At 69.8% G+C, this 23321-nt stretch carries 17 protein-coding genes and 1 other RNA gene; 14 read left to right on the top strand and 4 right to left on the bottom strand.

Translation table 11 applies throughout. The features are described 5' to 3' along the window. Positions 1 to 37 precede the first annotated feature (37 nt). The 5 genes from smpB (at position 38) to B7K23_RS08055 (ending at position 5618) form a co-directional block, all read left to right on the top strand. A complete protein-coding gene (gene smpB / locus B7K23_RS08040) occupies positions 38 to 505 on the top strand; it encodes an SsrA-binding protein SmpB (protein WP_084125821.1) in 468 nt (155 codons plus the stop codon). Positions 506 to 569: 64 nt separating this feature from the next. Then, the gene (locus B7K23_RS15720) at positions 570 to 2447 is read left to right on the top strand and encodes a DUF2207 domain-containing protein (RefSeq protein WP_084125822.1); all 1878 of its coding nucleotides are present in this window, start codon (positions 570 to 572) and stop codon (positions 2445 to 2447) included. Between the two features lie 103 nt (positions 2448 to 2550). After that, the gene (locus B7K23_RS16040) at positions 2551 to 2679 is read left to right on the top strand and encodes a hypothetical protein (protein WP_255376300.1); all 129 of its coding nucleotides are present in this window, start codon (positions 2551 to 2553) and stop codon (positions 2677 to 2679) included. Further along, positions 2669 to 4255 carry a sulfatase gene (locus B7K23_RS08050; protein ID WP_084125823.1) on the top strand — a complete coding sequence of 529 codons (1587 nt, stop codon included), beginning with the start codon at positions 2669 to 2671 and terminating at the stop codon, positions 4253 to 4255. Before B7K23_RS16040 ends, B7K23_RS08050 begins: the two co-directional genes overlap by 11 nt. A gap of 82 nt (positions 4256 to 4337) precedes the next feature. Further along, positions 4338 to 5618 carry an anaerobic sulfatase maturase gene (locus tag B7K23_RS08055; protein WP_084125824.1) on the top strand — a complete coding sequence of 427 codons (1281 nt, stop codon included), beginning with the start codon at positions 4338 to 4340 and terminating at the stop codon, positions 5616 to 5618. A gap of 25 nt (positions 5619 to 5643) precedes the next feature. Here the strand turns inward: B7K23_RS08055 and B7K23_RS08060 are convergent, their stop codons facing one another. Next, positions 5644 to 6327, bottom strand: a complete 684-nt coding sequence (locus B7K23_RS08060; RefSeq protein WP_159451359.1) for a TetR/AcrR family transcriptional regulator — start codon at positions 6325 to 6327, stop codon at positions 5644 to 5646. Between the two features lie 61 nt (positions 6328 to 6388). Between B7K23_RS08060 and B7K23_RS08065 the strand changes: the two genes are divergently transcribed. Both B7K23_RS08065 and B7K23_RS08070 read left to right on the top strand, forming a co-directional pair. After that, positions 6389 to 8836: a beta-glucosidase gene (locus B7K23_RS08065; RefSeq protein ID WP_084125826.1), complete on the top strand. Its 2448-nt coding sequence runs from the start codon at positions 6389 to 6391 to the stop codon at positions 8834 to 8836. 118 nt (positions 8837 to 8954) lie between these two features. Continuing rightward, positions 8955 to 11690 (top strand): glycoside hydrolase family 3 protein, encoded by a 2736-nt coding sequence (locus B7K23_RS08070; RefSeq protein ID WP_159451360.1) that lies wholly within the window; start codon positions 8955 to 8957, stop codon positions 11688 to 11690. 344 nt (positions 11691 to 12034) lie between these two features. Here B7K23_RS08070 and B7K23_RS08075 read toward each other — a convergent pair whose 3' ends face one another. Continuing rightward, on the bottom strand, positions 12035 to 14749 hold the full coding sequence (locus B7K23_RS08075) for an MMPL family transporter (protein ID WP_084125828.1): 2715 nt from the start codon (positions 14747 to 14749) through the stop codon (positions 12035 to 12037). A 135-nt stretch (positions 14750 to 14884) separates the two neighbouring features. Here B7K23_RS08075 and B7K23_RS08080 point away from each other — a divergent pair, with 135 nt between their 5' ends. The 3 genes from B7K23_RS08080 (at position 14885) to ssrA (ending at position 16804) form a co-directional block, all read left to right on the top strand. Next, positions 14885 to 15481: a TetR/AcrR family transcriptional regulator gene (locus B7K23_RS08080; RefSeq protein WP_084125829.1), complete on the top strand. Its 597-nt coding sequence runs from the start codon at positions 14885 to 14887 to the stop codon at positions 15479 to 15481. Positions 15482 to 15556: 75 nt separating this feature from the next. Further along, entirely contained in the window at positions 15557 to 16324 is a 768-nt protein-coding gene (locus tag B7K23_RS08085) for a nucleoside phosphorylase (protein ID WP_084125830.1), read from the top strand. A gap of 114 nt (positions 16325 to 16438) precedes the next feature. Then, positions 16439 to 16804, top strand: a transfer-messenger RNA (tmRNA) gene (gene ssrA, locus B7K23_RS08090). A gap of 100 nt (positions 16805 to 16904) precedes the next feature. On the opposite strand, the gene B7K23_RS08095 is transcribed toward ssrA, so the two are convergent. After that, a complete protein-coding gene (locus B7K23_RS08095; RefSeq protein WP_234996445.1) occupies positions 16905 to 17978 on the bottom strand; it encodes a magnesium and cobalt transport protein CorA in 1074 nt (357 codons plus the stop codon). Positions 17979 to 18112: 134 nt separating this feature from the next. On the opposite strand from B7K23_RS08095, the gene B7K23_RS08100 reads away from it, so the two are divergent. Next, the gene (locus tag B7K23_RS08100) at positions 18113 to 18964 is read left to right on the top strand and encodes a formate/nitrite transporter family protein (RefSeq protein WP_084125832.1); all 852 of its coding nucleotides are present in this window, start codon (positions 18113 to 18115) and stop codon (positions 18962 to 18964) included. Positions 18965 to 19021: 57 nt separating this feature from the next. Here B7K23_RS08100 and B7K23_RS08105 read toward each other — a convergent pair whose 3' ends face one another. After that, entirely contained in the window at positions 19022 to 20278 is a 1257-nt protein-coding gene (locus B7K23_RS08105) for an aminotransferase class III-fold pyridoxal phosphate-dependent enzyme (RefSeq protein ID WP_084125833.1), read from the bottom strand. A 380-nt stretch (positions 20279 to 20658) separates the two neighbouring features. On the opposite strand from B7K23_RS08105, the gene B7K23_RS08110 reads away from it, so the two are divergent. From B7K23_RS08110 to B7K23_RS08120, 3 genes are all read left to right on the top strand, one after another. Further along, the gene (locus tag B7K23_RS08110; protein ID WP_084125834.1) at positions 20659 to 21651 is read left to right on the top strand and encodes a methionine ABC transporter ATP-binding protein; all 993 of its coding nucleotides are present in this window, start codon (positions 20659 to 20661) and stop codon (positions 21649 to 21651) included. After that, entirely contained in the window at positions 21648 to 22400 is a 753-nt protein-coding gene (locus B7K23_RS08115; RefSeq protein WP_084125835.1) for a methionine ABC transporter permease, read from the top strand. Before B7K23_RS08110 ends, B7K23_RS08115 begins: the two co-directional genes overlap by 4 nt. An 81-nt stretch (positions 22401 to 22481) precedes the next feature. Next, positions 22482 to 23315: a MetQ/NlpA family ABC transporter substrate-binding protein gene (locus tag B7K23_RS08120; RefSeq protein ID WP_143338159.1), complete on the top strand. Its 834-nt coding sequence runs from the start codon at positions 22482 to 22484 to the stop codon at positions 23313 to 23315. The last annotated feature ends 6 nt before the right edge of the window (positions 23316 to 23321 follow it).

Raw genomic sequence — 23321 nt, forward strand, 5'->3', positions numbered from 1 at the left:
CGGGGCAGCCAGCCCCGCAGGATCCAGGAGGTGAGCGATGGCCGACGACATCAAGGTGATCGCCACCAACCGAGCGGCGCGCCACGACTACTTCATCGACGACACCTTCGAGGCGGGAGTCGCCCTCATGGGCACCGAGGTGAAGTCGCTGCGCATGGGCCGCGCGACGATCGCCGACGGCTACATCCACGTGGACCGCGGTGAGGTGTGGGCCGAGAACCTGCACATCCCCGAGTACGTCCAGGGCACCTGGACCAACCACTCGGTGCGCCGCAAGCGCAAGCTCCTGCTGCACGCGCACGAGATCGAGACGCTCATGCACAAGACGCGTGAGAAGGGCTACACGATCATCCCGCTGCGCCTGTACTTCAAGGGCAGCCGCGTGAAGCTCGAGATCGGCCTGGCCCGAGGCAAGAAGCTGCACGACAAGCGCCAGACGCTGCGCGAGAAGCAGGACAAGCGCGAGGCCGAGCGCGCGATGAGCCTGCGCCGCGCGCGCGACTGAGGTTCTTTCCGACGAAGGCCCCGTGACCTGGGGAGATGTCCCCGCGCGGGGGCATGATGGGGGTATGACCAGGACCCTCCGCGCCCTCCTCACGGCACTTGCGGCGTCGCTGCTCGCGATCGTCCCCTCGGTGGCGGTCGCCGAGTCCACGGACGATGCGACGGCGAGTGGCACGACGGGCCGCCAGATCACGAAGTACGAGGCCACCTGGGTGCTCCAGGCGGACGGCTCGGCCGACGTGAGCGTCGCGTTCACCTTCGACTTCGGCGACGACCCGGGCCATGGCCCCTACCTCACCTTCCCCACGGAGGTCGACTACGGCGACGGCGCGCACGTGCGCCTGTACGACGTCCACGACGTCGAGGCCTCGAGCCCGACCGGTGCGCCGGCGCAGACCTACGTCACTGAGTCCGCCGGAGTGGTGACCATCCGCATCGGCGACGAGGACATCGACGACGTGTCGGGCGCGCAGGACTACGTCCTCGACTACACGGTCGACGGCATCATGAACGGCACGACGGCGGCGGACCTCGGCGGCGAGGGCGACGAGGTCGTGCAGGACGAGTTCTACGTCAACGTCATCGGCACGAGCTGGGAGATCCCGCTGTCGGACATCACCGTGGAGGTGGAGTCGTCGGTCGAGGCCTCCGACGAGCTGTGCTGGGCGGGGTGGGGGAGCGACCCGTGCACCTCCGCCGAGAACCAGGGCCAGACGGTCGTGTTCACCCAGGACCGCCTCGGGGCCTTCGAGGGTCTCACCGTCGCGATCGCCTACCCCGCGGGCTCGTTCGACACGGCGCCCGTCCTGGTCGAGAAGCGGACCTTCTGGGGCTCGTTCGGATTCGGCTGGATCTCGATCGGCGCGGCGCTCGCGATGCTCGCCCTCGGGCTGTGGCTCGTCGTCCGGCACCTGAGGCGCAACGCCCTCGACGTCGCCTACGACCAGGTCACGCCAGGCCTCGCGCCCACGCTCGGCGCGACGGCCCCGGTGCGGCGCCGCGACAAGCGCGCTCCCGTCGCGGTGCAGTTCCAGCCGCCCGCGGGTCTGCGCCCGGGGCAGCTCGGCACGCTCATCGATGAGAAGGCGGACACCCGCGACGTCACCGCGACCATGATCGACCTCGCGGTGCGCGGCTACCTCAGCATCGAGCCGGTCGGGGACCTGGACTCCAAGGACGGGGACTTCAGGCTCACGAGGGAGAGGGACGCGGACGATGCGCTCCTCGCCTATGAGCGACAGCTTCTGGACGCTCTGTTCGAGTCGCGCACGACGGTGACGCTCGACGAGCTCAAGACGACCTTCCTCAAGTACATGACCGCCGTGCAGGGCGCGCTCTACGAGGACGTCACCGCGCTCGGCTGGTTCCGCGGCAACCCGCAGAAGGCCCGCGCCTCGTGGGCCGGGCTCGGCGCGATCGTCGCGCTCGGCGGCGTGGGGCTCGGCTTCCTGCTCGGGTTCACGGTGTCACTCGCGGTGCTCGCGATCCCGGTCGTCGTGGTGGGCATCGTGATCCTGTCGACGGTCGCGGTCGCCCCTGCGAGGACCGCCGAGGGCAGCCGCGTGCTGGCCGAGACGCGGGGCTTCGAGCTGTACCTGCGCACCGCGGAGGCCGATCAGATCCGCTTCGAGGAGGGGCAGGACGTGTTCTCGCGCTACCTGCCCTTCGCGATCGCGTTCGGCCACGCCGAGCGGTGGGCGAGGGTGTTCGAGCAGCTCGCCGCGAGGGGCCAGCGGCTCGAGGATCCCACCTGGTACCACGGCTATGCGTACGGCACCTTCTGGATGTACTCGGCGGGGCTGAGCCACCGCATGGAGCGCTTCGAGTCGCTCGCGGGCTCCGCGCTGACCGCCCCCACGCCAGGATCCTCGGGCGGGTCCGGCTTCTCTGGCGGAGGCTCGGTCGGCGGGGGCGGCTTCGGAGGTGGCGGAGGCGGCTGGTGAGCCCGCTCGCGTAGCGCCCCGCACGCACCCGCCTATGTCCACCATGTGGTGGAGATTGCGTTATCATTCTCGGTATGGCCAATGGTGACCGCACCATGCCCGCGTGAGTGAGCCGAGCTCTCCGACGATGGTCCCGATGACGTTGTCGCGCGCGAGCGAGGCCGCACGCACGAGCACCGACGGCCACGGCCGCCGGGCCATGACTGAGGAGAAGGACGACGATGTCATCTGAGCTGCCCCCGGAGAGCCCGCTGGGCGACGCCCCCGAGGCGGACGCGTCGAAGCAGGCCGCGCCCGACGCGCAGCCCGCCGTCGAGCACGCCCCCGTGGCCACCAAGACCAGGAAGAAGAGCGGTCGCGGCAGGCGGATCCTCAAGGGCACCGGCCTCGTGATGGCGATCCCCGGGGTCGCCGCGCTCACGGGCGTCGGCTACGTCCTCACTCAGATGGTCACGAGCAAGCCCGACAACTCGCCCGAGCACGAGGACTCGAAGGACGACTACCTGGACAGCATCGCCGGCGCCGCCGCCGAGGGCTCGCCCAACGTGCTGCTCGTGTACTACGACGACCTCGGCTACGAGGACCTGGGCTTCATGGGCGACACCCCGATCCAGACGCCGAACCTCGACGCGCTCGCCGAGGACGGCGTCGTGATGACGAACTACCACTCGCCGTCGGCCGTCTGCACGCCCTCGCGCGCCGCGATGCTGACGGGCCGCCTCGCGCCGCGCGCCGGCGTCCCCGAGGTGCTGTTCCCCAGCTCCGGGGCCATGAACCTCATGAACCTCATGTCGGACGCGCATGGTCTCACGCAGGCCGAGATCACGATCCCCGACGTGCTCCAGGCGTCGGGCTACGACACGGGCATGATCGGCAAGTGGCACATCGGCGACAAGGAGGGCTCGCTGCCGAACGACTTCGGCTTCGACTCCTTCCTGGGCTCGCGCTACTCGAACGACATGACGCCGTTCCAGATCTATCAGGACGACGAGGTGCTCCTCGAGACCGTCGACCAGACCGAGCTCGACGCCCTCTACACCGACGCCGCGGTCGACTTCATCGCCGAGGCGGGGGAGTCCGAGGACCCGTTCTTCCTGTACTTCGCCCACAACTTCCCGCACGAGCCGCTGTATGCGGCCGCGGAGAATGAGGGGCGCTCCGACGCGGGCCTGTACGGCGACGTGGTCGAGGGGCTGGACGACGGCATCGGCCGCATCGTCGACGAGCTCGAGGCTACCGACCAGCTCGACAACACGATCATCATCGTCACGAGCGACAACGGCCCGTGGTTCCAGGGCGACGCGGGCGACCATCGCGGCCGCAAGGGCATGGTCTACGAGGGCGGCCAGCTCGTGCCGTTCGTCGTCCACTGGCCCGACGGCGTCGAGGGTGGTCAGACGATCGACACGATGACCATGGGCACGGACCTCATGCCGACGCTCCTGGATTGGATCGACCTCCCGCTGCCGACCGACCGAGCGCTGGACGGCTCGAGCATGGCCCCGCTCATCGCGGGCGAGAGCGACGTCGCGAGCGAGTATTACTACTACTACGCCGGCAGCGAGCTGATGGCGGTGAGCGACGGCCAGTACAAGTACCACAAGCGCACGCCGTACCTCTACACGATGAGCGGCGACGTGTTCACCATCGGTGCGCACGTGCAGGGTCCCTGGCTGTTCGACCTCGAGGCCGACCCGAGCGAGTCCTACGACATCCACGACGCGCAGCCCGAGATCGCCGCGGAGCTCAAGGCCGAGCTCGAGCGCCGTGAGGCCGAGGACCAGGAGAACCTGCGCGGCTGGAACTGAGCCGACGCGCACTGGGACGGTCGCCGCAGGACTGGGGCGACCGTCCCGGTGTTGCTCGGCCCGGTCAATCTAAGATATGAGAATGACTTCCTCGTCGCCCGAGCCTGTGCGGCGGCCCGCCGTCGTCGCCGTGCCGGGCATCGACCCTGCCGGCCCCGGCGGTCGACGCAACCTGCCCTTCACCGTGCTCGCCAAGCCCACGGGCGCCGCGTGCAACCTCGACTGCACGTACTGCTTCTTCCTCTCCAAGGAGCTGCTGTACGACCACGATGGCCAGCGCATGTCCGAGCAGGGGCTCGAGTCGTACCTGTCCAACCTGCTGCGTTCGCAGCCCGACGGCGAGGTCGAGATCGCGTGGCAGGGCGGCGAGCCGACGATGCGCGGGCTGCCGTTCTTCCGCCGCGCGGTCGCGCTCGCGGAGCAGCTGCGCCGCCCCAAGCAGACGGTGCGGCACACGCTTCAGACCAACGGCACGCTCCTGGACGATGCGTGGGGCGAGTTCCTCGCCGAGCGCGGCTTCCTCATCGGGCTGAGCGTCGACGGTCCGGCTCACCTGCACGACACCTTCAGGGTCAACAAGGCGGGGCGCGCGACGCATGCGCAGGTGATGCGCGGGCACGAGGTGCTGAAGCGCCATGGCGTCGAGTTCAACATCCTGTGCACGGTGCACGCCGCCAATCAGGATCACGGGCTCGAGGTCTACCGGTACTTCCGCGACGAGCTCGGCGCGCGCCACATGCAGTTCATCCCGATCGTCGAGCGCGTCACGCGCGAGCAGCTGCCGATCGCGGAGCAGGGCTGGAAGGACGGCAGCGGGACGCGGATCCTGTACCGCCAGCAGGGGGACGCGGTGACGAGCCGCAGCGTCGACCCCGCCGCGTGGGGTGAATTCCTGATGAGCATCTTCGACGAGTGGGCCGCGCGCGACGTCGGCAGCGTCTTCGTCCAGCACTTCGATGTCATGCTCGGCAACGCGCTCGGGCAGTACTCGATGTGCGTCCACTCGCCCGAGTGCGGCGCTGCGCTCGCGGTGGAGCACACCGGCGACGTCTACTCGTGCGACCACTACGTCGAGCCCGGCTACCTGCTGGGAAACGTCGCGGACAAGCCGCTCCAGACGATGCTGCGCTCGCCCGAGCAGAAGCGCTTCGGAGCATCGAAGCGGACGAGCCTGCCTCGTCAATGCGTCGAGTGCCCCGTGCGCTGGGCGTGCCATGGCGGCTGCCCCAAGGATCGCTTCGACCGCACCGCGGACGGGGAGCCCGGACTCAACCACCTGTGCGCGGGCTACTACCGGGCCTTCTCGCACGCCGAGCCGACGATCCGCCGGATGGCGGAGATCGTCGCGCCCGCGCTGCGCTGAGGCAGCGGGAAGCGCTGTCGAGCTCTCAGCCCTCGGGCGACTCCTCGGCGGTGCGCGGGGCGAGCTCGAATGCCTCCGCGAGGATCTGGCCGAAGATCGTGGGCAGGTCGATCTCTCCCGGGTGAAGGGCGTTGTACGTCTCGAGGCCCTCCTGCGCTGCGATCACCGCGACCGCTCGCTGCTCCGGGGTGAGGGGGTCGGAGGTGCCGCCGTGGTCCTCTCGCCCGCGCGCGATCGTGTCGGCGAGGATGCCTCGCAAGAGCCCGTGCCTGTGCTGCAGGACCTCTCGCGCGGGGTGCGAGGGCGAACCGGCCTCGGCGGTGAGGATCGACAGGAGCTGGACGAGTCCTGGTGTCGCGAGGCTGTGCCGCGCATTCGCGACGAGCGCGTCCGCGATGGTCTGGACGGGAAGCGTCGACATCTCCTCGATCGCCGCCTCGACGGCCTCGGCGCCGCCGGGCAGACCCCGCGTGTCTCGCCACTCGATGACCGCGAGGAGCAGGGCGGTCTTGTTGCCGAAATGGTGCAGCAGCGTCGAGTGGTCGATGCCCGCCTCGCGCGCGATCGAGCGCAGCGACGCTCCGTAGAAGCCCTTCTCCGCGAACGCGGCGGCGGCGCGCTCGACGATCGCCTGCTTCGTCACCCTGCCGGTCGCGTAGCCGTCCTGCCGTTGGTGACGCTGCTGCTGCGTCGAGTCCCGTGTGCTCACGAGAGCATCGTGCCACACCCAATGTCCACCGACTGGTGGAAGTTGCTGTATCGTTATCGGTATGGACAACGTCGCCCGCCGCGCTTCTGTGCGCGCCGATCTCTCCCTCGCGGAGAAGGCCTCGCTCATGTCGGGAGCGAACTTCTGGAACACGAAGTCAGTCGACCGTGTCGACGTGCCGGCGATCATGCTGACCGACGGTCCCCACGGCTTGCGCAAGCAGGGCGGCGCCGCCGACCACCTCGGACTCAACGCGAGCATCCCGGCCACGTGCTTCCCGCCGGCGGCCACTCTCGCCAACAGCTGGGACGTCCCGCTGCTCGAGCGCGTCGGCGACGCGCTCGGCGCCGAGGCCGCCGCGGAGGACGTGAGCGTCCTGCTCGGGCCCGGCCTCAACATCAAGCGCAACCCGCTCGGCGGGCGCAGCTTCGAGTACTTCTCCGAGGACCCGCTGCTGTCGGGCATGCTCGCCGGTGCTCTCGCACGCGGGATCCAGTCCCGCGGGGTCGCGGCCTGCCTCAAGCACTTCGCGGTCAACAGCCAGGAGACCCACCGCATGAGCGTCGACGAGATCGTCGACGAGCGCGCTCTCCACGAGCTGTACCTCGAGGGCTTCCGCATCGCGCTCGACCAGAGCTGCGCCTGGACCGTGATGACCTCGTACAACAAGGTCAACGGCATCTACGCGAACGAGAACGCGACGCTGGTGGAGGACACGCTGCGCGGACGCTTCGGCTTCGACGGGCTCGTCGTCACCGACTGGGGAGGCAGCAACGACCGTGTCGCGGGCCTCGTCGCGGGCAACGCCCTTGAGATGCCCTCGACCGAGGGCGTGACCGACGCGGAGATCGTCGCCGCGGTCGAGGCCGGCGAGCTCGACGAGTCCGTGCTCGACGCGCGTGTCGACGAGGTGCTGACCCTGATCGAGCGCACGGCGTCGGCGCGTGAGGGCTCGGCGCCCGCAGACCTCGACGCGCACCACGCGCTCGCGGTCGAGGCGGCGCGCAAGTCGATCGTGATGCTGCGCAACGCCCCTGACGTCGAGGGTGTGCGGCTCCTGCCCCTCGACGATCCGGCGAAGGCCGGCCGTGTCGCGGTCGTCGGCGACTTCGCCGCGACCCCGCGCTACCAGGGCGCCGGCAGCTCGCTCGTGAACCCCACCAGGGTCGACAGCGCGCTCGACGCGCTGCGCGCCACCGACCTCGACATCATCGGCTACGAGCCCGGCTTCAGCCGCATGGATGGCCAGTCGAAGCGGCGCCGGCGCCGCGCGGTCGCCCTCGCGCAGCGTGCCGACGTGACGCTGCTGTTCCTCGGCCTCGACGAGTCCGCCGAGGCCGAGGCCGTCGACCGTGCGCACATGCGCCTCGCCGAGAACCAGATCGCGCTCGTGCGCGAGCTCACGCGTCACGGCGCACGCCTCGTGGTCGTGCTCGCCGGGGGCGCTCCGGTCGAGCTCCCGTTCGCGAGCTCTGTCGACGCGATCGTCCACGGCTACCTCGGCGGCCAGGGCGGCGGCACCGCGATCGCCGACGTGCTCACCGGCGCGGTGAACCCGTCCGGACGCCTCGCCGAGACCTACCCGATGACCTATGCCGACGTCGCGTCGTCGGCGACCTTCGGGCGCACCCAGGCCACCTCCGAGCATCGCGAGAGCATCTATCTCGGCTACCGGCACGCCGACAAGCTCGGCGCCGAGGTCCGCTACCCGTTCGGCCACGGCCTGTCGTACACGACGTTCGCCTACTCGGAGCTCATCGCCGGCCCCCGCTCGGCCCGTGTCACCGTCACCAATGCCGGACACCGCGCGGGCACCGAGACTGTCCAGGTCTACACCGAGGCGCCCGACGCGGCGGCCGGTCAGTTCCGCGCGCCGCGCGAGCTTGCGGGCTTCGCGAAGGTGACGCTCGAGCCGGGTGAGTCTCGGACCGTCGAGGTCGCCTACCGCGAGCACGCGTTCGACGTGTTCGACGCCGAGGCGGGGGACTGGGCGACCGTGGGCGGCGCCTACCGCGTGCTCGCGGGTGCGTCGTCCCGCGACCTCCGGGTGTCCGCCGACCTCACTGTCGACGGCGGTCCGATGCCCGACGCGGACACCGCATCGTCCCTCCCGCACTACGTGAGCGGCCAGGTGCACGCCGTCCCCGACGAGGAGTACGTGGCCCTGCTGGGCCGCACCCTGCCTCCGAGCGGCTGGGACGCGACCAAGGAGCTCACCAGGGACGACATCATCGCCCAGTGCCAGGGACGCGGCGGGTTCGCCGGCTTCCTGTACTGGCTGATCGACACCACCGGCGACGTGCTGATGCTGCTGCGCAAGCCTCTCGCTGCGAACAACACGCACTTCGCGCTCGACCTGCCGTTCAGGTCCGTCGCGCGACTGAGCGGAGGGGCAGCAGACGATCACATGGTCGACGGCCTCCTGCTCATGGTCAACGGGCAGTTCTGGAAGGGACTCCACCGCACCGGGACCGCCTGGCGCGCGCTGCGACGCAGCAAGCGCGCCTGACCCACCCACCTACAGCCGCGCGCCGAGCCGATCTCCGCGCGCCCGACCTCACCACCGACCACCGCGCGCTGCACCGATGCACGCGCGCCCGACCCCCCCCACGAAAGCCGAGAGGAACATGGCTACCCGTAGAGAGATCAAGCAGGACGCGGTCGCACGCGTCCGCGCGGACCGCGCCGCGAGGCGCGAGCGCGCCGCCGAGCTGAAGGCGATGACGCCCGAGGACCGCAAGGCCGCCAAGGCCGCCGACAAGCAGGCGGCCGCCGCGGCGAAGGCCGAGCGCAAGTCCGCGCGCGCCGAGATGCCCAAGGACGAGCGTCGCGAGGACAAGCGCCGCGCGAAGGTCTACCGCAAGGTGTCCCGCCGCCCGTTCCGCTTCGCGGGCTGGGGCGTCGGCGCCGTCGCCGCGTTCGGGATCGTCCTGCTCGCCGCGCCCTACGCGGGCGCGTTCGGCCGCATCGCCGGCCTCGAGTTCAACGACGACAGCCCCGAGGCCGTCGCGGCCCGTGAGGCCGCGCTCGAGCTCACCGAGGACATCGCTGACGAGGGCATGGTCCTCATGGAGAACCAGGACGACGTCCTTCCGCTCGCCGACGACGCGAAGGTGAACGTGTTCTCGTTCGCGTCCTTCAACCTGCTGCTCGGCGGCGGCGGCTCCGGCGGCACAGCCGTCGAGGGCGCCCCGACGCTCTACGAGGCGCTCGCCGACCAGGGCATCGCGTACAACGAGGACCTCTACGCCACGATGGAGGATGCGGGCGCCGAGCACACCGAGGGCTCGAGCAACTTCCTCGTGCAGATCGTCGAGATGGCCATGGGCGCCGCCGGCACCGCAGAGCCCGCGCCCGACTACCTCACCGATGAGGTCATGGCGCAGGCCGCCGACTACTCCGACACCGCGATCGTCGTGATCGGCGCCGCGGGCGGCGAGGGCTCCGACCTGTCCCAGGAGGACCTCCAGCTCAGCGATGAGCAGATCGCGCTGCTGGACGTCGTCACCGCCAGCCAGGACGACGTCATCCTCGTGGTCAACGCCGGCAACCAGATGGAGCTCGGCTTCGTCGAGGACTACCCGCAGATCAAGTCCGTCGTCTGGATGGGCACGCCCGGCCAGCAGGGCGCGGTGTCGCTTGCGAAGATCATGTCCGGCGAGGTCAACCCGTCGGGTCGCCTCACCGACACGTACGCCTACGACGTCACCTCGGCGCCCGGCGCCGAGAACTTCGGCAGCCACACGTACACCAACGCGGACCGCGCGTTCCTCGAGTACGAGGAGGGCATCTACGTCGGCTACCGCTACTACGAGACCCGGTACCTGGACGACGAGGCCGGCTACGAGGCCGCGGTGCAGTTCCCGTTCGGTCACGGCCTCAGCTACACCGACTTCGTGTGGGACGTGGCCGAGCCCGTCGTCACCGAGGAGGCGGTGACGGTCGACGTCACCGTGACGAATGAGGGCGACGTCGCCGGCAAGGACGTCGTCCAGGCCTACTTCTCCGCCCCGTACACCGCGGGCGGCATCGAGAAGTCCGCGATCGAGCTCGCCGGCTACGCCAAGACGGCCGAGCTCGAGCCCGGCGCCTCCGAGACCGTCACGATCTCGTGGGACGTGCGCGACATGGCGTCGTGGGACACCGAGGCGGGCAACTACGTGCTCGACGCAGGCCTGTACGAGCTGACCGTCGCCACCGACGTCCACACCCCGGTCGCGTCGTTCGACCACGAGATCGCCGACGCGGTCGTCTACACGACCGACGCCGACACCGGCTATGAGTACGCGAGCCGCTTCGACTTCGCCGAGGGCGACGTCACCTACCTGTCGCGCGCCGACTGGGAGGGCACCTACCCGACCGCGCCCGACGGCACGGAGACCGCGTCCGACGAGGTCCTCGCGCTCATGAACCCGGAGATCGTGGCCGCCGAGGGCGAGGCCCCGACGTACGGTGCGGACAACGGCCTCACGCTGGCCGACATGGTCGGCCTCGACATGGACGACCCGCAGTGGGACGCGTTCCTCGACCAGCTCACGCTCGAGGAGACGATCGAGCTGTTCTCCTACGGCGCCTACAAGACCGCCGAGGTCGAGCGTCTCGGGATCCCGTCGATCACGATGCTCGACAGCCCCGCGGGTCTGAACTCGCTGTTCGCCGACCTCGAGGCGGCCGCGTATCCGTCCGAGATCATGATCGCGTCCACGTGGAACGACGAGCTGGCCTACGCGGTCGGCGAGTCGGTCGGCATCGAGGCCAACATCTACGGCGTCGAGGTCTGGTACGCCCCCGGCATGAACCTGCACCGCACCGCGATGGGCGGGCGTGACTTCGAGTACTTCTCGGAGGACCCGCTGATCTCGGGCACGATGGCCGCGGCCATGGTGAACGGCGCGCAGGACCAGGGCATCGTCACGACGATCAAGCACTTCGTCCTGAACGACCAGGAGGTCAACGCGCGCTCCGGCATCAACGTGTTCACCTCCGAGCAGGCGCTGCGCGAGCTGTACCTCGCGCCGTTCGAGATCGCTGTGAAGGACTCGGCGCCCACCGGTGCGATGAGCTCGTTCATCAACATCGGTGGCAAGTGGGCCGGCGGCTCGTCCGAGCTGCTGCAGGACGTGCTGCGCGGCGAGTGGGGCTTCGAGGGCTTCGTCACGACCGACGCGGTGCTCGGCTCCTGGATGGACCCCGCCCAGGCGGCGCTGCACGGCAACGACGTGATGCTCGCGGTGCTCGCGCCCGGGACCGTCTCCGCCACGGAGAAGGCCGTCGAGGCCGACCCGGTCGGCATCGGCAACGGTCTGCGTGACCGCGTCCACCAGCTGCTTCACACGGTGACCCTGACGGGCGCCGTCGAGTAGCCCCCCGCATTCCAGATCCGGCCTGTGGGCCTTACCGTGAGGGGAGGTCCGCAGGCCGTTTCTGCATCTCACCGCCTGCACTGCGCACGGAATCGGATCCGCCACGCCAGCGTGTCGCGGGGCGGGGTCGGCATGTCGCCGGGGTGTCGCGGAGGGATCCGTGCGGGGTGCATGGGGCTGGTGGAGCAAGGGCCGGACGATGCGGGTGCCGACGGGGCACGGGGACGATGCGCTCGTCGACGGTGAGCAGCGGGAGTTCCAGGAGCGACGATGCTGCAGTCGCCAGACACGACGAAGGCCGCGACCCCAGGAGGGGTCGCGGCCTTCGCGCTGTGCGGACCGGGTCAGGCCTTGGTGTCGGCCTCGCCCTCGGTGACCGCAGCATCGTCCGTCGACTCGGACTCGGCGACCGCCGCATTGTCCGCATTGTCCGCGTCCTCCGCGTGGGGGACCGGGTGGCTGCGCTCGAGCGCGGCGCCCTCGACATCGACGTTCGGCAGGATCCGGTCGAGCCACTTGGGCATCCACCAGGCCTTCTCGCCCGCCAGGTGCATGAGCGCGGGGATGATGAGCATGCGGACCACGAAGGCGTCCGCGAGCACGCCGACCGCGAGGCCGAAGCCCATCGGGCGGATCAGGTTGATGTGGCTGAAGATGAAGCCTCCGAACACCGACATCATGATGATCGCGGCCGCGGTGACCACCGCGCGTCCGTGACGTCGACCGGCGACGACCGCGCGGCGTGCGTCCATGCCGTGCACGTAGGACTCGCGCATGCCCGAGCCGAGGAACAGCTGGTAGTCCATCGCGAGGCCGAACAGCACACCCGTGAGGATGATCGGCAGGAAGTTCAGCACCGGGCCCGGATCGTGGACGCCGAAGATGCCTCCGAGCCAGCCCCACTGGTACACCGCGACCACGGCGCCGAAGGACGCGAACAGCGACAGCACGAAGCCGAACGTCGCCATAAGCGGCACCAGCAGCGAGCGGAACACCACGATCAGGATGATGAGCGACAGCCCGACCACGACCACCAGGTAGATCGGCAGCGCGTTCGCAAGCAGCTCGGAGATGTCGATGTTGCCGCTGGCCTCGCCCGCGACGCCGAGCACGGTGCCGTCCTCGAGCGGGGTCAGGTCGCGCAGCTCGTGGACCAGGTCCTCGGTGGACTGGCTCGACGGTCCCTCGGCCGGGATGACCTGGAAGGCGATGAACGAGTTGTCGTCGTTGACGCCCACGGGCGTGGCCGCGGTGACGTCCTCGACCGCCATGAGGGTCTCCGCGATCGAGACCTCGGCCGCCAGCAGGTCGTCGTCGGAGACGGCCTCGGGCAGCTCCGCCGTCACGAGCAGGGTGCCGTTGAGGCCCTCGCCGAACTTCGCGTCGGTGATCGTGTAGGCCTGGTACTGCGTCGAGTCGGTCGGCTCCTGGGTGCCGTCGGGCAGGCCGAGCCGCATCGACAGCGCGGGGATGGCGATGACGAGCAGGAGGGCGGACGCGACGACCGCCGACAGCACGGCCTTCCACGTCGTCATCGGCTCGACGGGAGCCTCGTGGTGCTCGGGGGCGCCCACCGTCGCGCGGGCCTTCTTGTTGAGCGCGCGCATCCCGATGAGGCCGAGCAGAGCGGGCGTGAGGGTGACCGCGACGGCCACGGCGACGAGCACCGAGAAGGCGCCGACCGAACCCATGATGCCCAGGAACGGGATGCCGGTGACGTTGAGCGCGAGGAGCGCGATCAGCACGGTCGTGCCCGCGAACACCACCGCGTTGCCGGAGGTGCCGTTGGCGAGGCCGACGGACTCGTGGACCTCCATGCCGCGGCGGAGCTGGCTGCGGTGGCGGTTGACGATGAACAGCGAGTAGTCGATGCCGACCGCAAGGCCCAGCATGACGCCGAGGATCGGCGTGACGGAGGACATCTCGACGACGTCCGAGAACGCCATCGCCGTCGCGACGCCCACGCCGACTCCGATCACCGAGGTGACGATCGGGAGGAGCGCGGGGATGAGGGTCCTCATCATGACGATGAGGACGACCAGCGCGAGCAGCACGCCGACGATCTCGCCGACGCCGATGATGCCCTCGACGCTCGTGGCGATGTCGGCGGAGAAGTACGAGTTCAGGCCCTCGGGGGTCGCCTCGGTGATCGCGTCCATGACCGAGTCCTTGTCGGCCTGCTCGAGCGTGAACGCGGTCTCGCTGAACTGGACGATGCCGAGCGCGGTCGTGCCGTCGTCGGAGACCGTGCGGATCTCCGCGGCCGCGGCGGCGAGGCGCTTGCCGAGCTCGAGCTGCTCCGCTGCCGCGTCGAGCTGGGCCTGGCCCTCGTCGAGCTGGGCCTGGCCGTCGTCGAGCTGCGCCTGACCCGCGTCGAGCTGGGCCTGGCCCTCCTCGAGCTGGGTGCGCGCCGCGTCGATCTGCTGCTGGCCGGCGTCGATCTGCGCCTGCTGCTCCGCGAAGGTCGCCTCGGCGTACGCGTACGTGCCGTCCTCCTTCGCGGCCTCGATGGCGGCGTCGAGCTGCTCCTGTCCTGCGTCGAGCTCCGACTGCTGCGACTCGAGCTCGGCGAGGCCGGCGTCGATCTGCGCCTGCTGCGCGTCGATCTCGTCCTGGCTCGCGTCGATCTCCGCCTGGTTCGCGTCGATCTCCGCCTGGTTGGCCTCGATCTCGGCGGCGCCGTCCTCGAGCTGCTGGAGCTGAGCCTCGAGCTCGGCCTGGGTCGCGAACGGGTCGACGACCGCCTCGACGGACGCGGTGTCGAGCGCGGTCTCGAGGGCTGCGGCGATCTGTGCCTGCTGCTCCTCGGTGATCTCCGAGCCGTCCGCGGTCTGGAAGACGACGCGGGCGCTGAGCCCATCGAGCCCGTCGATCTCCTCGGACATGCGGTCCGTGACCTTCTCGGTCTCGGTGCCCGGGATGCTGAACGACTGGGTGAGCGTGCCGCCGAACGCGAGGAACGCGCCTCCGGCGACGAGCAGCGTGAGGATCCACGCGGTGATCACCACGAATGGGTGCCTCGAGGACGAGTGTCCGAGGCGATAGAGCAGATTGGCCACGTCAGAGCCTTTCCAAGGTATGGGGGTGGGGAGATGGCGACGATGCCTGCACTCACTGTAACCCGATTCTGAGAGATACCCAACAAATGTTGGATATCTCTCGCTTCCGGCTGAGAAACCTGGCACCATGCGTCTATGGATGCCCGTGTGCTGAGGACCCGCGCGCGCCTTCAGGAGGCGTTGCTCGCACTCGCGCGCGAGAAGCCCGCGTCCGAGGTCAGCGTCAGCGACGTGGCCGAGCGGGCAGGCGTCAACCGCAGCACCTTCTATCAGCACTACACGGATACCGACACGCTGCTCGCGGATGCCCTGGACGCTGCGGCGACCAAGGCCGGAGCCCAGCTCGCGCACGTCGAGCTCGATCCCGCGGTGCCACCCGCGCTGCTCATTGACTTCCTCTCGCACATCGCCGACAACCCCGACATCTATCGCCAGGCCCTCACCGGCACGGCGAGCGGGGCCGTGATCGTGAGACTGCGAGCCAGGGTCGCCGACATGATCCGCCAGGACGCGCCCGAGCGCGTGATGGTCCCGGATCCTGAGCATGACGGGGTTCCCCTCGAGGTGCTGTCCGCGGGTGTCGCCGGCACGGTGCTCGGCGTGATCACCGCATGGCTCGACCGCGATCCGCTCGAGTCGCCCGAGGTCGCCGCCGGTTGGGCCTGGGCCGCGCTGTTCGGACCCGGGCGGGCGCTTCCCGACCGCAACGCGGGCGAAACACCCGCGGGCTAGCATCGTGCTCACGCAGGCCCTCCGCTAGAGGCGGGCCCCGCCCCTCGGGTCCTGCGCCGGAAGGTCCCTACGACCATGACCGACATCGTCGACAAGTCCGCAGTCGGACTCGATGCCCGCCAGTACCACATCGATATCGCGCCGGGGGAGGTGGGGACGGTCGCGCTGCTGCCGGGCGATCCCTTCCGCGTCCCCTTCGTCGCGGAGTTCCTCACCGACGTGAAGGACGTCGCGCACAAGCGCGAGCACCGCACCATGACCGGCTACTACAAGGGCCGCCTCATCACGGCGACCTCCACGGGCATGGGCTGTCCCTCGACCGCGATCGCGGTCGAGGAGCTCGCGCGCGTGGGCGTCACCTCGTTCATCCGCGTCGGCTCGTCCGCCGCGCTGCAGGAGGGCGTCGAGCCCGGCGACCTGCTCGTGTCCGAGGGCTCGCTGCGCAACGACGGCACGACCGCCGCCTACGTGCATCCGGGCTATCCCGCGATCCCCGATCTCGCGATCGCGCAGTCGCTCAAGGAGACCGCCGCGGCCGTGATGGCCGACAGCGAGCGGTCCGTCTTCTCAGGGATCAACGCCACCGACGACGCCTTCTACGCCGAGGGCCCCGAGTGGATCGCCGAGCTGAACCGCATGGGGATCCTCAACGTCGAGATGGAGAGCTCCGCGATGTACGTCGTCGCGCGCCTGCGCGGGCTCAGGGCGGGCATGGTCTGCGCCTGCTCGTCCAACCTCGTGACGGGCGACAGCCTCTACGGCGACAAGAACTCCCGTCTCAAGGAGGGATGGATGGCCTCGATCGAGGCGGCCCTCGAGACGGCAGTGGCGCTCGAGCTGTAGGTGCGGGTCGGGCAGGGGCGATCCGCATCGTCCCTGCCTGCCTCCCGTCCACCGTCGGCGAAAGGCCTACCGGCGCATCGTCCCGAGCCCGTACAATGAAGGCACAACTCCACAGGGGATGATCGGTTTCGACGTGTGTCTACTTCCTAGGGGAAGCGGGTCGAGAATGCAGAGTTATCTCGTTAACGCCCTCTGCAAACCATAGGTGCCGATTCCAAGCGCACCGACTTCGCCCTCGCTGCCTAAGCGAGCCTCGAAGTCCGTCAGACCAGGCTAGATCCCGACCTGGACCCTGGCGTCATCTAGGGAACTGGCTCCACCTCCTCGTCGTCGGGGGGTGGGGGACTCTTAGACGACTGGGCCTATCTCACTTGCTCGCCTGATGCGGGTGAGGGGCCGAGAAACAGTTCTCAGGCTGCACCCGGAGAAGACCTGGGTTTGGACATGCGGACGCGGGTTCGATTCCCGCCATCTCCACTCATCCCTGTAGTTGCAGGCAGAAGGCCGCCGCCCCGTTCCGGGGTGGCGGCCTTCGCCATGTCCGGACGATGCGGGGGCGGGGCGTACGCGAGGGCGCGACCTACATCCAGCGGTTGCGCTTGAAGACCAGCCACAGCACGACTGCGAACGCGCCCATGCCGCCGAGCGCCATGGGGTAGCCCCATGCCCAGCCCAGCTCCGGCATCGTCCTGAAGTTCATGCCGTAGATCGCGGCGATCAGCGTGGGCGCGAACAGGATCGCCGCCCAGCCCGAGATCTTCTTCATGTCCTCGTTCTGGCGCTGCGCCACGAGCGTCGCGTTGACGTCGAGGATCTGCGCGAACGTCTCGCGCAGCTCGAGCACCCGCGTCGCCGCGTGCGAGTGGTGGTCCGAGACGTCCTGCAGGTACGTCTGCAGGTTCGGGGCGAGTCCGTGCTTGTCCACGCCGCGGCGCAGCGCCTCGAGCACGGCACCCATGCCGGTGACGGCATGCTGCAGGTCGATCACCTCCTGGCCCAGGCGGTACACACGCTCGGTGGCCGCGGCATCGCCCGCGAAGACCTGGCGTTCCACCTGCTCCTTGTCGACCTCGAGGCCCGCGAGGACCGGCGCGTACGCGTCGACGATGATGTCGAGCAGCCAGTACGCCACGGCCTCGGGTCCCAGCCGCAGCAGGTGCTCGGACTCGAAGAGCGCCGCGCCATAGCGATGTTTGCTGATCGCCGCGGCGGCCACGCCCTCGGCGTCGGTGCCGTCCACCCATTCGTTGTCCTGGCACAGGATCGCGACCGCGTTCGGCCTCACCAGGATGTGGAACTCCGCGAGCTCGACGCGCTCGGCGTCGTCCAGGTAGCGGGCTGAGCGCACCACCAGGAACAGCACGTCGCCGTAGCGCTCCGCCTTCGGGCGCTGCTGGCCCAGCAGGAGGTCCTCCTTGAGGACCGGGTGCAGCTCCCAAGCGTCGGCGAGGGCCTCGACCTGGGCCTCGGTGGGCGCGGGGTAGAGCGACATCGCGAGGCGCGTGGGCGAGGAGCCCGCGTACTCGAGGGCCTCGGAGGGTGAGCCGTCGTCGAGCGTCTGGACCACCCGTCCGTCCTCGACGTAGCGGACCAGATGGCCGACTCGAGGCGTCACGTCGGCGACGGCCGGTCGCGGCTGACGGCTCCGTCTCACCACGCCCCTTCGGCGCTCCTGCATGGCTCCTCCTCGCGACGCTGGACCTCCTCCAGGACACGGTAGCGCCACGATCTCACCCGCTGGGACCTCAGTACCTCATGATCCGTGAAGCAGTCGCCTAGTGTCATCCCGTGCTTTCGCTTGAAGAGACCGTTGAAGTCCACGCCCACGCAGCCGACCACAAGGCCGAGCTGTCGAAGACGCCCCCGCGCCTGATCGTGTCCGGCATGCTCGCCGGCATGTGGATCGGCGTGGGCGACGTGCTCATGTGGTCCGCCGCAGGACCCTTCATGGCCGCCGATGACCCGGCCGGCAAGCTCGTGGCGGGCTCCGTGTTCGCCGCCGCCCTGACGATCGTCGTCTTCGCGGGATCCGAGCTCGCGACATCGGCGATGATGATCCTGCCGATCGGCGCGATCCGTCGGTCGATCTCGTGGGCGCGCGCCGCCGGCGTCCTCGCCGGCGTGTTCTTCTCGAACATGCTCGGCGCGTTCCTCTTCGCGTGGGTCATCATCCAGACGGGCGTGCTCAACCATGGGGCCGCGGGTGACTTCTACGCGGACTACCTGCTGGGCAAGATCGACCATTCGGCGAGCGAGCTGTTCTTCCGCGGCGTGCTGTGCAACGTGCTGGTGTGCGTCGCGATCTGGGCCGCGGCCCGCCTGCGCAACGAGGTCGCCAAGGCCGTCATCATCTTCTGGGGCGTCCTTGCGTTCATCGCCTCGGGCTTCGAGCACGTCGTCGCGAACATGACGACCTTCGCGCTCGGCCTCATGGGCCAGGGAGGCCTCGACGTCTCGCTGTTCGACTTCGCCAAGAACATGACGTTCGTGGGTCTCGGCAATCTCGTGGGCGGCGGCCTCGTGATCGGCGTCGCCTACGCGTTCGTCGCGGGCAAGATCGGACGCGACGCGGAGCCGACCGTCGTCGACCCCGACCTCGAGTGGCGCACGAACGCCCGCGAGGTCGGCGTCGAGGAGTAGGCGCGCCGGCGCCTCGTCCCACCAGGACGATGCGTCAGCAGGCGGGGCGCGCGAGCGTCAGGCCGCAGGGCCGACCTTGGTCAGCGCCTCCGCGTAGGCGTCGGCGACGCGACTCAGGTCCGCGTCGGTCAGCGCGGTCGACAGGTTGATCATGCCGCGCGGCGTCGTGTAGATCCCGAGGTCCATGAGCGCGAGGTGCAGCGCGCTGCGCCACTGCCCGTGAGCGTTCGTATCGGTGACGGTCTCGCCGTCGACGACGGGGTGCAGGTTCAGGATCGAGCCCGCGCGGGTCATCACGGCGCTCGTGCCGGCCGTCGCGGCCTCGCGTGCGACCGCGGCCGCGAGGACCTCCGCCCGGGCGTTGAGCGTCGCGATCGCCTCAGCATCCAGCAGTCGCAGCGATTCGAAGCCCGCCGCCGCGGCCGCGACGTGACCGTTGAACGTGCCCGCGTGGCTCAGGTGGCCGGGACGGGTCGCGGCCGTGAGCTCGAGCAGCCCCGACCGGCCACCGACCGCGCCGATCGCGAGGCCGCCGCCGATGATCTTCGCCATCAGGGTCAGGTCGGGGGAGAGTCCGAGCGCGCCCTGCGTGCCGCGCGGGTGGTTGCGCAGCGCCTGCACCTCGTCGAGCACGAACAGCGCGCCCACGCGGTGGGCCGCCAGCTGCGCGGCCGCCAGGTAACCCTCGGGAGCGGGGACGACGCCTCCCGCACCCAGGAACGGCTCGAGGAACACCGCGGCGACGTCGGGCGTGAGCGCGGCCTCGAGCGCCGCATCGTCCCCGTACGGGACCTGGACCACGTCGGGCTCGTCCGCGTCGGAGAACGGCGGCACCCCGCCGTGGTAGCCGCCCGTCGCCACGATGAGCGTGCGCCGCCCGGTCGCGTGGCGGGCGATGCGCGCGGCGAGCGCGGACGCCTCGGAGCCCGAGTTGGTGAGCCGCACGAGCTCGATCGACTCGACGCGCTCCGCGATCTCCTCCGCGAGGTCGAGCTGGGTCGGGTGCACGGCCGCGAAAGCGCTGCCCTCGCCGACGGTCGACCGGATCGCCTCGACCAGGCGCGGATGCGCGTTGCCGTGGACGAGCGAGGTGTAGTTGTTGACGAGATCCACGTACTCGAGGCCGTCGGCATCCGTGAGCGTCGCGCCGTGACCGCGGAGGATCGCGGCGGGGAACGGGCCGTAGTGCGTGACCGAGCGCGTCTCTCCGCCGGGCAGCCACCTGCGGGCGCGCGCGTATGCGGCGCGGGACTCGGGCCGGCGGGCGGCGTAGGCGTCGCGGATCTCCGCGTAGGTCTGCTCGGTCTCGGTCATGCGTGGCGCCTCCGGTGCTGCTGTCTCTCGATGCCTCGAACCTAGCCCTCGCGAAGCGGCGTTCCCGACAGTACGAACCACTCTCAGCGGCGACACCCCGCAGATCGGTCTCCGGCAACTGGTTGAGCGGCGTGTCGTGGTTCAGATTGGTTCAAAGTGTCGATGGTGCGTGGGCGGTGGAGGGACGACGCGGGACGCGACGGGACCCGGATAGAGCGGCGGCAGGGGCCAGTTGGCACGCGGTGGCGTGTTCCTGGTCACACTTGATGCCCCCGCAGGTATCACATCGTGGACGCGCTGTCTCACGTAGCGGTAAGGTCTCCCCATCCCCGCGCTCGATGCTGTGCGCTTGCCATCATCAGCGCACCCCTGAGGAAGTCATGATCACGCTCGAGCAGGTCTCCAAGACCTTCGCCGCCCGCTCCGGGCCTGTGCGCGCGCTCGACGACGTGAGCCTCCAGGTGGAGCAGGGCGAGATCTACGGCGTCATCGGCCGCTCCGGCGCTGGCAAGTCCACGCTGATCCGCACGGTCAACATGCTCGAGCGCCCCGACTCGGGGACCGTGACAGTCGGCGGCCGCGAGCTCACCGGGCTCGAGGGCGCGGAGCTGCGCAAGGCCCGTCAGCGCATCGGCATGATCTTCCAGCAGTTCAACCTGCTCGAGTCCCGCACGGTCAAGGGCAACGTCGAGCTCGCGCTCGAGATCGCGGGCCACGACCGCGCGGCCAGGCATGCACGCAGCGCCGAGATCCTCGAGCTCGTGGGCCTGAGCGACCGGGCGGGTGCGCGAGTCTTCGAGCTCTCCGGCGGGCAGAAGCAGCGTGTCGGCATCGCCCGCGCGCTCGCGGCCGACCCCCAGGTGCTCCTGTCGGACGAGGCGACGAGCGCGCTCGACCCCGAGACGACCGCCTCGATCCTCGAGCTGCTGCGCGACCTCAACAAGGAGCTCGGCCTCACGATCCTGCTCATCACGCACGAGATGGACGTCGTCAAGACGCTGTGCGACTCCGCCGCGCTCATGCGCGAGGGCCGGATCATCGAGCAGGGACGCCTCGACGACATCGTCGTGCGCACCGAGTCGCAGATGTCGCGCGACCTGTTCCCGCTCGGCGAGCTGCCCGAGCCCCGCGGGACGACGATCATCGAGATCACCTTCGTGGGCCTCGCCTCCGAGGAGCCCGTCATCTCGCGCCTCGCGCGCACCCACGAGCTCGACGTGAGCCTGCTCGGTGCTGCGATCGAGACGATCCACGGCAAGCAGACCGGCCGCACGCGCCTCGAGCTCAGCGGCTCGGGCGCGCAGGTCGACGCCGCCGTCGCGGACCTGCGCGAGCAGGGTCTCACCGTCGACCGGGTGAGGGAGGCGCGATGATCGACAGCACCGATCCCGACTTCTGGCCCGACCTGTTCGCGACCGTGTGGCAGGCCACCGGCGAGACGCTCTACCAGGTGGGCTGGACGCTCCTCCTGACCGCGATCCTCGGCACGATCATCGGTGTCCTGCTCGTCGTCACGGACAAGGGCGGGATGCTCGAGGCGCCGTTGGGCTCGCGCGCATTCGGCAAGGTCCTCAACGTCGTGCTGCAGCTGATCGTGAACCTGGGGCGGTCGATCCCGTTCCTCATCCTCATGATCGCGCTCATCCCGTTCACGAGGCTCATCCTCGGCACCGCATTCGGCGTCACCGCCGCGATCGTGCCGCTCACCGTCGCCGCCGTGCCGTTCTTCTCCCGCATCGTCGAGATGTCGCTGCGCGAGGTTCCCGAGGGGCTCCTCGAGGCAGGCGCCTCGCTCGGCGCGACCCGCTGGCACCTGGTCTCCAAGGTGCTGCTGCCCGAGGCCCTTCCCGGGCTCATCCTCGGCTTCACCACCACCGCTGTCTCGGTGGTCAACTACTCCGCGATCGTCGGCACGATCGGCGGTGGTGGCCTCGGCGACGTCGCCGTCCGCTACGGCTACCAGCGCTACTCGACCGAGTACATCGTCGTCGTCATCATCGTGCTCGTCGCCATCGTGGCCTGTCTCCAGGGCCTCGGCGGCTGGATGTCCATGCGAATGCGCCGGGGCGGCACCCCTTCCGCGCGCTCTGCCGCCGCGGTGCCGCCCGCCCGGGACGCCTGACCGCTCAGGTCCCGGACCCGCAGCCTTCTTCTCGCCGCACCGCGCGGCACACCTTCACCCTTCACGAAAGCAGACATCATCGTGCGCAAGCCCATCCTCTCCACTGCCCTCGTCGCGACCGCGGCCCTGACCCTCGCCGCGTGCTCCGGCTCGACCGACGCCGACACCTCGGAGTCGGCCGCTTCGTCCGGGGAGCTGCAGACCCTCACCGTGGGCGCGACCGCCGTCCCAGCCGGCGAGATCGTGCAGTACGTGATCGACTCCGGACAGGCCGAGGCCGCCGGGCTCGAGATCGAGATCACCGAGTTCTCCGACTACAACACGCCGAACCCGGCGCTGTCCGAGGGCGCGACCGACGTCAACCTGTTCCAGCACCTGCCGTTCCTCGAGGACTACAACGAGAACGCCGGCGACGACCTGATCAGCGTCGGCGAGGTCTACCTGCCGCCGCTCGCGCTGTACTCGAAGACCGTCGACGCGCTCGAGGACCTGCCCGAGGGCGCCTCGATCGCCCTGCCGAACGACGCGTCGAACGAGTCGCGCGCGCTGCTGCTGCTTCAGGATGCGGGCCTGATCGAGGTCGCCGACGGCGCCTCGACCGTGTCCGACATCACCTCGAACCCGAGCGACTTCGAGTTCCTCGAGATCGACGCGGCGAGCCTGCCCGCCGCGCTCGACGATCAGGACGCCGCGATCGTGAACTTCTCGTTCGCATCCGCAGCAGGCCTGTCGTCGGACCTGCAGCTCGTCGCCGAGGGTGACGAGTCGCCGTACTTCAACATCCTCGCGACCCGCGCCGAGCTCGCCGACGACGAGCGCGTCGCCGCCTTCTACGCGGCGCTCACCTCGGAGGAGACTCAGGAGTGGATCCTCGAGACCTACAGCGGTCTCGTGGTCCCCGCGTCGGTCTCGTAAGACCTG

The organism is Demequina sp. NBRC 110054 (assembly GCF_002090115.1).
Classification (GTDB): Bacteria; Actinomycetota; Actinomycetes; order Actinomycetales; family Demequinaceae; genus Demequina.